The following is an 11127-nucleotide window of genomic DNA, read 5'->3' as shown; positions in this document are numbered from 1 at the left end:
GGGGTGGCAATATGCTTTTATCATTGCAGATAAACAATTTTGCGCTAGTAGATAAACTGGATATTAAGTTTGAAAGCGGTCTCAACGTAATGACCGGGGAAACGGGGGCAGGTAAATCTATTCTCATAGATGCAGTTTCCCTGGCTATTGGTGGCAGAGCCAGTTCTGATTTTATTAGAACCGGTGAAAACAAAGCTATAATTACAGCTGTCTTTGTAGAAAAACAGGACAAGACCCTTGATATATTAGATGAGATAGGGATAATTCCTGAAGAAGATGGTACCATAATAATGCAGAGACAACTAACTCATAGTGGTAGAAATAATTGTAGGATAAACGGACAACAAGTGACATTGACCATGTACAAAAAAGTAGGGGCACTACTTTTAGATATATACGGTCAACATGACAATCAATCACTCTTAAGTGAAGTGAGCTATTTAGAGGCATTAGATGATCTTGTGAATAATGGGAACTTACTACAAAAAACAAAGGCAACATACAGAGAACTGAAAGACTTAAAGTCAAAAATTGATAATGCCAAATCAGAAGAGCGAAAGCTTCTTCAGGATTTAGATTTGTGGAAGCACCAAGTAGAGGAAATATCTAATGCAAACCTTAGATCTGGGGAAGAGGATGAGCTACTTAAACAAAAGGAAATAGCTGTTCACTGGGAAAAGTTATCTACGGGCACAGACGGCGCATACAAGACACTTTATGAAGGCAGAACGGAAGGGTGTTTATCTGTAAGAGATGAGCTCAGTAGAACGCTTAATGACGTGGAAGAAATGGCTAATATAGATTCTTCATATAGTGCAATAGCCAGTACGATTGAAGATTGCATTTATAAGATTGATGATGTGAGTGCAGAACTTCGTGAAAAGCAAGAGCAACTTCAATACAATGCCCATGATATTGATGAGATAGAGACCAGATTGACTACTATAAATAATTTAAAGCGAAAATACGGCAATAATATTTCTGAAATACTAAGTTATTTAGAAGAAACAATTGAGCGGATTGAGCAAGCTCAAAATTATGAACACAAAGTTGAAGAATGGAATAAGGCTCTGGCAAAAGTAGAGGACGAGTACCGCAAGGTGGCACAGGAATTATCACAACAGCGCCAGCAGACGGCAGAACATTTAGAAAACCTTGTTAGCCAGCACCTAAAGTTTTTAGAAATGAAAAACACTCAATTTAAGATTAATTTGACTACACAAGAACAACCAAGTGCAAAGGGTTTAGATCGAGTAGAATTTTTAATTTCTCCTAATCCAGGAGAACCATTGCGACCAGTTGCAAAAATTGCTTCTGGTGGTGAGTTATCTAGAATGATGTTGGCCTTAAAGGCAGCGTTAAACATATCTGCTGGAGTGGAGACACTTATTTTTGACGAAATTGATACAGGTGTAGGTGGTAAGGCAATTCAAGCCATTGGCAAAAAGCTCTCGGAAATAGCAGAAAAACGCCAAGTAATATGTGTTACCCATTCACCTCAAATTGCCAGCTATGCAAAGAGTCATCATTATATAGAAAAGAAGGTAGTGGATGGAAGGACATTCTCAGAGGTAGTACCGCTTAGTCAGGAAGAGAGAGTAAGGGAAATAGCTCGCATGTTGAGCGGTGACGAGATTACCAAGACAACCCTCGAACATGCAAGAGAAATGTTAGAATTAAAGTAAAAGCTCTGGTATTTTACCAGGCTTTTTTTTTAAACTCAAAAATTACAATATTGCTAAGAAGTCCACTGTGCCACAGATTTTCATCTTGGTAATAGAAACCTAGCTTACAGAGGCCTTAACAAAGGATAAAAGATTGCTCTTGAGGTTAATTTAACTTTACGTTGATGATTTTAAATTAACTTTTTAGGAGTGATTTAATGTGAACTTAAAAAGGATAAATATAGTTGCCATTATTTTATCCTTGACCCTATTTTTTATGTATTTTTCTCCTATAATGCAAATTTCTTTTTTAACTCCCTCAGAACACAAGGTCATGGTTGGAGACAACCTGGAGTTTGACTTTAATGTGCCTGATGGACTTGGTAAATACTTGAATCTGAGTATATCCCCTGAAGGGAAAAATTTAAAAACAATTACTGAAGAACCAGGAAAAGTTAATATGGAGATGAAGCTTTTTGATATTATTCCCCTGCGTAGAGTTACCGTCAATGTAATGCCAGAGCTTCACGTTTATCCCAGTGGAGAATCAATAGGGATAGTATTAGAATCTAAGGGTGTTACAGCAATTGGGTTTTCACCTATTAATTATCAAGGAAAAAGCTACTATCCTGCCAGAGATGCTGGCATCAAAGAAGGGGATATAATCACTTCAGTTAATGGGATTTCAGTTAATACAGATAACGAAATAGCTCATGTTATCGACAAAGCAGGTCGAAAAGGACAGGAAGTTGAGGTAAAATTAAATCGAAACAATAAGTCGAAAAATGTGATTTTAAAACCAGTGTATTGTGAAAAAACAGGGAGATACAGAGCAGGTTTATATGTTAAAGATAAGACAGCTGGTGTTGGTACAATGACATTTTATGATGCTGAATGGGGATACTATGGTGCTTTAGGGCACAAAATTAGCGAAAATAATCTTGATGAAGGCTTAGATGTGATAAAAGGTAGAATAACTTCTGCTGCCATTAGAGGAATTCAAATGGGGCGCCGTGGAAGTCCAGGAGAAAAAATTGGAGTTTTTATTGATGAAATGAACCTTCAAGGCAATATAACTAAAAATTGTGATCTTGGTATTTTCGGAAAGCTTGATCAACCAACAGCGCCTAATTCTTTTTACAAAGAACCTATTCCCTTAGCTTTGGCACAGCAAGCAGAGCCAGGACAGGCGCAAATCTTAACTGTTATCAATGGCACCGAAGTGGAAAAATTCGATATTGAAATCAGTAAAATTATTAATAATTCAAGTCCCACCAATAAAGGCATGATAATTAGGATTACTGATCCTAAACTGCTTGAAGCTACTGGTGGTATAGTTCAAGGAATGAGCGGTAGTCCAATAATCCAAAATGGCAAACTAGTTGGTGCCATAACTCATGTATTTGTCAATGATCCAGCAAAAGGCTATGGCATTTTTGCTGAATGGATGGTAAAGGAAACTGAAATACTTGATAAATACCAAAAAAGTAGCAATATCCCTGATGAAAATATCGGGGGTATTTTTTTGTCGCAAATAAATGAACCTTGAGGAATACTAGGAAATTTGCACTTATATTGAAGAGGTGCAGGAAAAAAATTTAAAATGTCGAAAAGGTAATTTATGTGAAAAAAGTCGGGAGGGGTTGGAAGTTTATGAAGGAAAGTGTAAAAGTATTAATTGTGGATGACAATAAGGAGTTTTGTAATATTCTTGAAACTTACTTGCAAAGCCAAGAGGAGTTTGAAGTAGTGGGAATTGGCAATACTGGCTTAGACGCATTAAAACTAATTGAAACGGAACAACCAGATGTAGTTGTATTAGATATTATTATGCCTTATTTAGATGGAATTGGTGTTCTAGAAAAGGTAAGTATTATGCAAAACAGGCCAGAAGTTATTATTTTAACTACACTGGGGCAAGAAGCTATGACTAAAAAGGCTATTGAACTGGGAGCAGCATACTACATACTAAAGCCTTTTGATTTAGAAGTACTGGGAACTAGAATAATGCAATTAACTGATAAGTCACCAACTTCTAGTGCACCACAAGAGACATCTAGACAAGAGACTCCTACTAAGCAGAGGGACTTAAATCTAGAGGTGACTAATGTAATTCACCAAATGGGGGTTCCTGCACACATTAAGGGGTATCAGTATTTGCGCGATGCCATATTATTTGTAATCAAAGATGTGAGCTTACTTGGTGCCATTACTAAAGAGCTATATCCACTTATTGCACAAAAATACGAAACTACTCCAAGCAGAGTGGAAAGAGCTATCCGACATGCCATTGAGTTGTCATGGGATAGAGGTAATGTAGAAATGATGAATAAATTTTTCGGCTACACAATTAATATCGAAAGAGGGAAGCCTACAAACTCAGAATTCATAGCCATGGTAGCGGATAAGTTAAGGCTAGGTTCTAAGGTCAGTTAAATCCCATGGATAAAGGGTTTTTAAATTTTAAAAGCCTACTGATTATGAAAAATACATATGAAAAAATGACGTTATAAACCAACTAATTTTTTTTAAGACACCAACTAATTTTTTCGTTTATTGGGTTTATATTTTCCAGTTTTACGACCTAATAAATTCCAATAAACGGAGGTTTTTAACAGTGACAGATTTAGAATTTCAAATTGAAAATTTCATCATTTACTGCACATCTAAAAATTTAAGTAAAAAAACTATTGCATCATACGAACAGGCATTAAAATTATTTGCACAATTTTTACAGGATGAATTTGAAATAATAGAGGTAAAAAAAATTCAGTCTGGACATATTAGACATTACATTAAACATCTTCAAGAACGTGGTAAATATACTGTAGTTGTCAATCAAAATACACAGAAAATTAATAACCCTCACAATCGAACGGATTATAATAAAAAAATATCAGATGCAACTATTGCAAACTACCTCAGAAACATTAAAGTATTTTTCAATTATTTAAAAGATGTAGAAGGTGAAATAACAAAAAATCCTTGTGAAAAAATTGAACAAATAAAAGCAGAGCGAAAACAAAAAAAGACACTGACCAAAGATGAATTGAAAAAGTTATTCAATGCATTTGATGAATCAAAGTCGCATGAATACAGGAATAAAATAATAACTATACTACTGTTTGATACTGGAATGAGAGTTGGAGAATGTTTAATTTTAAAGCCAGAGCATATTGATTTTTCAAGTCACAGTATTCTGATTACTAATCCTAAATCCAAAAAACAAAGGTATGTTTATTTCTCACACAAGATGGGGCGACAATTAAAATCGTGGCTTAAACATAAAGACAGGCAATCTGATAGTCAATTATTATTTCCAACTAATCGAGGAACACAGTTACAAATACAAAACTATGAAAAGGTTTTGAGACAAACAGGAAAAAAGGTTAATGTAGACGTGCATCCACATCAATTAAGGAATAACTTTGCAAAATATTATTTGTTAGCAGGTGGAGATTTTGCAACATTGAGCCGAATTCTAGGGCATAGTGATGTTAGTACAACAATGAAAGCATATTTAGATTTTACAGATGATGAAGTTGGTCGAAAGTACCAGAAGCATAGTCCATTAAGTAGTATTGATTTTTGAATAATATTATAGGTGGGTGATATTATAAGTTACTGGTGGGAATATGAAGGGAATATAATAATGATATTTACAGAAAATATCAATATGGACTTTGAAAGCATAGATAATTTTCTGTTTGCACCATTTTATAAAAAGGATAAATTAATAGCCAAACAATTCAAAGTTCAAAAAGATAGTGATGAGTTTTGGATTATCAGTGCAATGTTAGACTTAAATCAGAAAAATTTTATTCCTAATAAAGCAAAAAAGTATAGGTCAAAAACCCTATAATATCAAAGAAAAAAGCACTTTGTTAGTTTTTAACAGAGTGCTTTTTTGTATGATATTATCTGTAATTATATTTTATTATCCTACTTTAAATCTCTTATCCTTCTCAGTGACAAGACTGAAAATATGAAATGTGTACGATTTGATACTCAATAGGTTATATATATTCTACCTCACTCTAGTAATAATTTTTAAATGCTTATATTTATCTGCATAATAGTAATAATAGTATTCAGATTGCTATAAACCCTTACTATATATACCTTTCAGGCAAAATATGTACGATTTTGCACTCAATAGGTTATATATACCCCATACCCTTCCTATTTACCTTCCTAATTCATTTACCTTCCTAATTCATTTACCTTCCTAATTACCCCTATCTAATTATCTTCCTTATCAACTATCTCAAATAACTCATCAAATGATTTACAGCCCAAAGCATTATATACCTTCTCTAAGTTTTCAAATGTAATAGAGGTTGTTTCATTTCTAAATAATTTTCCAATTGCATTTGTACTAATCCCTGTTTGTTTACTAAGCCAGTATTGGCTTTTATTTTTTTGTTCTAGTAGTTTTTTTAATTTAATTTCAATACTCATAATAATCACCTCTAATGGTAGTATACCCGAAAATAACCAAGTTCACAATAATACATCTTGACATACCCTTCTCATAAATGTATAATACAACCCAAGATAGTACATTCAAAGGAGGGGTTGAAATGAACATCTGGGGCATTGTATTTCTAACAACATTGACAACATCAATAATATCAATCTTGTTTACACTAGCATTATTTGAGGGGAGAGGTGAGTTATAATGAGAGACTACCACGATGTATGGGGAGCGTTGACAAAGCAAATTGAAGAATTGAAGTTAAACGGTGATTATGACGAAGCCAAAATTGTTGGCATTACTAGGGCGATAATCAGAGCAGATCAATTAGATGCGAATGTACAATTATATCTAATCAATAAATTATTAAAAAAATACGAACAAGAGGGGGCGAATTAAAATGAACTGGGGTACATTTAATGATTTACCAACTACAATCCAAAAAACTGCACAACTATCAATATCGGGAACTGTAATTGATGATAAGTGGTTCTCAAATTTAACTTATGACAGTGGCAAACCTCACATCAATGCAATACTAGTATTATCTGACATCGTATATTGGCACAGACCATCTTCAAAAGTAGACCAAACAGGTCAAGTTATTTATGCCAAAAAATTTAAGGCTGATAAGTTACAGAGAAACTATGAACAGATTGCCAATAGATTTAACCTAACCAAGCGACAAGTCAAGGTGGCGTGTGATTATTTGCGTGATTTGGGTTTAATTGAACTAGAATTTAGGACTTTAACACTTCAGAACGGTGCGAAAATACCGAATATGTGTTACATCACACTGAATATTGAGGTACTTTTAAAATACTCAACGTCTATCATTACAGAGCAGGAACATGATACTTTTTTAGGCAATGAGGACATTCAAAACAATCAAAGCGAAACACAGAGTGCAACAGGGTCTGACAGTGAGAGTGATGATGATGGTACGGTGGAACGTAATACAAATACAAAGATTACTACAAAGATTAATACAAATACTACTACAAACAAAACAAGCGAATTAAGTGGTGTTGACTTGGTATGTGATAGCGATTGTGGTTTTGATTTACCAACATCTGCTCTCCCTCAGAAGGATAGCGAAACATTCGGCATCACTCAAAGTGATAGTCATAATGACCAAGACCAAGACCAACAAGCCAATACATCTGCAATCAGCCAACTAAGGCAAAAACTAAAACTAAAACAGCCAAAATTGGTTGACACTTTGCAAAACCACACTCTGAGAGCGTTTTTAAGCGATGCGAATTGGAATATTGATGTTGTACTACTTGCGATTGATAGAGCCACACACAAGGTTAATGAGGGGCATAAAATCAGTAATTTTGTTGGTTATGTCAGGTCAATGATTATGCGTGATTATAGTGATTTGGCATTAGATGCAAAGTATGCAGATATATATGCGAGTTAGTTTTGGTTAGTTAGTGGGTTAATGGGTTAAATGTTGATATAACAGTGTTTGCCCACTGTGGGAAAACTATTCAAAAAAAATTAAGGTTAAAAAGGGGAGATTGCGAAGATGGATTTAAACCAATTGCAGGTTAGAGTTATTAGAGAGTTAGAGATTAATGAGTGTGCATTAGGGCTGATTAAGTCAGTCAAGGCATTGATAGTTAGTCAACGTGATTATGATGAGTTTGTCAGTGATTTTTATTCGAGGTACAGTAGAGTTAAATTATTTTTTGCATTGCAGGAGTACAAGCAGTACAAGATTAAAAGGTTATCATTGTCAGAGAGTGAGTTTTTAGATATGTTTGATAGTGATGCGATTGGGGCGTTAGAGGTATTATATCAAGATTTTGTTTGGGATTGGGAATTGAAATATATGCAGGATAAGGGTATCAGTCCAGAGCAGGTTTATAAGAGGTTTACTGATTCAGATAATATTGGTGAATGTTTTTGTAGGTCACTTAGGTCAATAGCCCAAACAATCTAACCTAACCAGACATAAACAATCTAAAACTAACACTTTCAACCAATTATTACCACTCTAAAAACCCAATCAATAAAAGGGTTTACAAGATGGGAATAGTTGGTTATTTTCTTTGTGGCTGTAGGATTGATTTTAAGAGGGGTTTGGTGAGTTAGAGGGTTATGGTATGGGTTGGGTGATTTGGATTGATTGTGGGGTAAATGAGGGGTGTTAAGGGTTGATTAAAAATCAGATATGGTTTGCAGTAGGGTGGTATAAGAGAGAAAAATCATAAACAACCGTACAAAAATGAAAAACAGAGGAAACAAGAGTAAAACAGAGGAAATAAGGCAAATTGGGTAGTATTAAAGAGAAAACATGAGCTAATCGAAGATAACAGCCATATATGGCTGAATATGAAGGTGGACAAACGCACGCGAATATGCGATAATATACATGTATACCTTTTTAAAAAGTAAACATAATCCCTCAATATAATAATATCATAAGGAAGTTGTAAATGTCAAGACTTTTTGTGAGATTTATTATTGGGTAGGTTATAAAGTCAAAAAAGCTAGTCAAAGGAGGTTTAAGAAGTGCAACCAAGACAAATAAATCAAGCAGACCAATTCAGGGTAAAAAAGATATTTACCAAAAGAATAGCGTATGAGTTGATGAATCAAGGTCATAACTTAATAGGAATGGAAACTAACCGAAAAAAAGAATGGTTAAAAGTTTTTATATTTGAAGAAACACCTCAACTACTGTCTGACTTAGAGAGTTTAAGTCAGTGCAAAAGATAATTATTTAGTCAAATTATATTAGTCAAAGGATGGGATGGTATGACAACTCAAAAAATCAAATCTAAACCAACAAATAAAAAAGTAAAAAGAGAAAAAATTACATATATCAAAAACTTAGAAGCGAGTTATATAGTCAGGGCATTGATTGAAAATCAAGAATATAAAGTTCCAGATATTGCATTTTCAAAGTTATATTCGTGCAGTCTGGCTGATAATATGGATTTACTTAAAATAGAAAAAATAAACAACCGAGAAATCAGAATACCTGAGAGTTATATGGATGCAAACCAACACACTGATGCATTAATCAATATTACTTTTGATAAAAGCATTAAAGATGAAAATGGTAAAAAAATATATACAACAAAACAAACTAGAGAATATTTATATAAAAATGGCTTTACTATTGATAATGTTGATTATGTTTTTTATAAGCGTTCAAGTAGTAAAGCCAGAGAAGGATCAGCCCTATTCATCAAAAAGAAATTACATAAAAAAATGATGAATTGGTCAAGATTGGGAATTGACTTTATTCAAGATGAAGAAGTTGATATAACTTCACTTATGGCTTATGAGAGTTTGACTTTGAGCAGTATTGAGAAAGTAGTAGGTATTAGACCACATGAGATACTCCTAATTGACGATTGTCAAACTCAATACAAGTCAATTGCAAGTGTAACAGAGTTAGATAATGATAATAAGATTAAAACTGAGACAAAAGAGATTACAGGGGAGAGTGATATTTGGGATGGTCAATCCTTGGCTTGTGAGAGTTTGTTTCGGGGTAATAAACAAAATAAGTCAATGATGCTATTGAGAAACCAATTTTTCAAGTCGGCTGCTTTCTCAACCAACATCAAACAATTTTTTGCAGATAATGGAATTGAAAAAGTTACTGATATGTTTGGAAAAGAAATGACTGCAGATAAGATAAAATTGATAACAACACCAAACTCATTGAAATTCCTAAAATTTGCATATAAATTCAACTCAAAAGAAGAATGTTACAAACACTGGCTTAAACACTCAGAAAATGCATTTGGCATCTGCAAGAGCGAAAAAGAAAGCAGATATGGTCAATATCAATCATTGAGTTATCAGATGATAAATTCAATGCCATTTTCAAGAGAAGACATTGCAAAACTAATGGAAGAAGAAGTTGAATATATTAATTTACTTAAAAATGATTTATCAGTGTTTAGGCATCATATAAGAATAAATGATTTAAGCCCTGCAAGAGATTTAATTTATAATATACTTGCGATAAACTCTGAAATTTCAAAAACACCGATGTTTAAAAGTTTCAAAAACAAGACAGTTCAGGATTATATAGATAAAGTCAGACAAGGCAAAATCAAAATACCTAATGCAGATTATGCAGTGATGATAGGTAATCCTTATGAGATGTTACTTGGTGCAATTGGCAAACAGCCAAAACAGTCACTACACAAGGGTAAACAAGTCTATTGTCCAATGTTCAAAGATGGTGAAGAGTTAGTATTGATGCGAAATCCTCATATTTGCTCGGGTAATGTTATGACAGCCCAAAATAAATATCATGATGAGTTTAAATACTTTAACTTGTCTGATAACACTGTAATTATCAATGCATTTGATAATGACGCTCTGGAACGTCTACAAGGGGCTGATTATGATAGTGACACTGCATTGATTAGTAATAATCCTTTACTACTACAAAAAGCAAAGGAGTGCGAAGTTTACCCAACACCTGTCAATGCCATAAAGGCAGTAAAAACAAGAAGATATTACAATGCAGGGCAGATGGCTGAAGTGGATCATTTGATTAGTCAAAATTTGATTGGTCATATAGTCAATCAATCTCAGATACACAATAGCAACTACTGGGATATTTACAATCAAAAAGGCAATAACAATGCAGATGTATTAGATGATATATATTCGAAAGTATCAATGTTATCCTCTTTAAGCCAGATTGAGATTGACAAAGCGAAAAAGTTCATTGACAAAGAAACTTTGAATATCAATAAGGTACTCGATAATATCAAAAAATCTAAATACCTTAAAAAATTCAAGTATAAAATTAAAATTGATAAAGTGAAAACAATTATAGACAAGGGAATTTTGAATATCAATAAAATACTTAATAATATCAAACAATCTGAAAACCTTAAAATATTCGATGTTTTTGTCAAGTAAAAATTACCCCACATAATACTTGAAAAGTACCCCACTTTGATGCAAAAAAATATTAATTTAAAGTTTCGGCTTTAAGAA

At 33.5% G+C, this 11127-nt stretch carries 11 protein-coding genes; 10 read left to right on the top strand and 1 reads right to left on the bottom strand.

Annotated features, from left to right (window positions below; translation table 11 throughout):
* The first annotated feature begins 11 nt into the window (after positions 1-11).
* The 5 genes from recN to GGQ84_RS09360 all read left to right on the top strand — a co-directional run bounded on the left by recN (position 12) and on the right by GGQ84_RS09360 (position 5526).
* Positions 12-1685, top strand: coding sequence for a DNA repair protein RecN (gene recN, locus GGQ84_RS09380; RefSeq protein ID WP_429162003.1), 1674 nt, complete (start codon positions 12-14; stop codon positions 1683-1685).
* Between the two features lie 199 nt (positions 1686-1884).
* Positions 1885-3213: a SpoIVB peptidase gene (gene spoIVB, locus GGQ84_RS09375; RefSeq protein ID WP_429162001.1), complete on the top strand. Its 1329-nt coding sequence runs from the start codon at positions 1885-1887 to the stop codon at positions 3211-3213.
* A 104-nt stretch (positions 3214-3317) separates the two neighbouring features.
* On the top strand, positions 3318-4100 hold the full coding sequence (gene spo0A / locus GGQ84_RS09370; protein WP_429161999.1) for a sporulation transcription factor Spo0A: 783 nt from the start codon (positions 3318-3320) through the stop codon (positions 4098-4100).
* Positions 4101-4281: 181 nt separating this feature from the next.
* Positions 4282-5256: a tyrosine-type recombinase/integrase gene (locus tag GGQ84_RS09365; RefSeq protein WP_429161997.1), complete on the top strand. Its 975-nt coding sequence runs from the start codon at positions 4282-4284 to the stop codon at positions 5254-5256.
* A gap of 12 nt (positions 5257-5268) precedes the next feature.
* Positions 5269-5526: a hypothetical protein gene (locus GGQ84_RS09360; protein WP_429161996.1), complete on the top strand. Its 258-nt coding sequence runs from the start codon at positions 5269-5271 to the stop codon at positions 5524-5526.
* Positions 5527-5906: 380 nt separating this feature from the next.
* Here GGQ84_RS09360 and GGQ84_RS09355 read toward each other — a convergent pair whose 3' ends face one another.
* Complete coding sequence (locus GGQ84_RS09355) at positions 5907-6125, bottom strand: helix-turn-helix domain-containing protein (RefSeq protein ID WP_429161994.1); 219 nt, start codon at positions 6123-6125, stop codon at positions 5907-5909.
* Positions 6126-6345: 220 nt separating this feature from the next.
* On the opposite strand from GGQ84_RS09355, the gene GGQ84_RS09350 reads away from it, so the two are divergent.
* From GGQ84_RS09350 to GGQ84_RS09330, 5 genes are all read left to right on the top strand, one after another.
* Positions 6346-6540: a hypothetical protein gene (locus tag GGQ84_RS09350; protein WP_429161992.1), complete on the top strand. Its 195-nt coding sequence runs from the start codon at positions 6346-6348 to the stop codon at positions 6538-6540.
* A gap of 1 nt (position 6541) precedes the next feature.
* A complete protein-coding gene (locus GGQ84_RS09345; RefSeq protein WP_429161990.1) occupies positions 6542-7567 on the top strand; it encodes a hypothetical protein in 1026 nt (341 codons plus the stop codon).
* A 108-nt stretch (positions 7568-7675) separates the two neighbouring features.
* Entirely contained in the window at positions 7676-8092 is a 417-nt protein-coding gene (locus tag GGQ84_RS09340; RefSeq protein ID WP_429161988.1) for a hypothetical protein, read from the top strand.
* A gap of 572 nt (positions 8093-8664) precedes the next feature.
* On the top strand, positions 8665-8871 hold the full coding sequence (locus tag GGQ84_RS09335; RefSeq protein WP_429161986.1) for a hypothetical protein: 207 nt from the start codon (positions 8665-8667) through the stop codon (positions 8869-8871).
* A gap of 39 nt (positions 8872-8910) precedes the next feature.
* A complete protein-coding gene (locus GGQ84_RS09330; RefSeq protein WP_429161984.1) occupies positions 8911-11049 on the top strand; it encodes a hypothetical protein in 2139 nt (712 codons plus the stop codon).
* Positions 11050-11127: the final 78 nt, after the last annotated feature.

Origin of the sequence: Desulfitispora alkaliphila, from assembly GCF_050433185.1 — a bacterium.
In the GTDB taxonomy this organism is placed as follows: Bacteria; Bacillota; Desulfitisporia; order Desulfitisporales; family Desulfitisporaceae; genus Desulfitispora; species Desulfitispora alkaliphila.
Note: the sequence above shows the minus strand (reverse complement) of the source record. Positions and strands in the feature narration are given on the sequence as shown.

Excerpts from the sequence above, each read along its gene's own strand:
- GGQ84_RS09330 (WP_429161984.1), top strand. The coding sequence starts at position 8,911 with ATGACAACTCAAAAAATCAAATCTAAACCAACAAATAAAAAAGTAAAA.
- GGQ84_RS09355 (WP_429161994.1), bottom strand. The coding sequence starts at position 6,125 with ATGAGTATTGAAATTAAATTAAAAAAACTACTAGAACAAAAAAATAAA.
- recN (WP_429162003.1), top strand. The coding sequence starts at position 12 with ATGCTTTTATCATTGCAGATAAACAATTTTGCGCTAGTAGATAAACTG.
- spo0A (WP_429161999.1), top strand. The coding sequence starts at position 3,318 with ATGAAGGAAAGTGTAAAAGTATTAATTGTGGATGACAATAAGGAGTTT.
- GGQ84_RS09340 (WP_429161988.1), top strand. The coding sequence starts at position 7,676 with ATGGATTTAAACCAATTGCAGGTTAGAGTTATTAGAGAGTTAGAGATT.
- GGQ84_RS09350 (WP_429161992.1), top strand. The coding sequence starts at position 6,346 with ATGAGAGACTACCACGATGTATGGGGAGCGTTGACAAAGCAAATTGAA.
- GGQ84_RS09345 (WP_429161990.1), top strand. The coding sequence starts at position 6,542 with ATGAACTGGGGTACATTTAATGATTTACCAACTACAATCCAAAAAACT.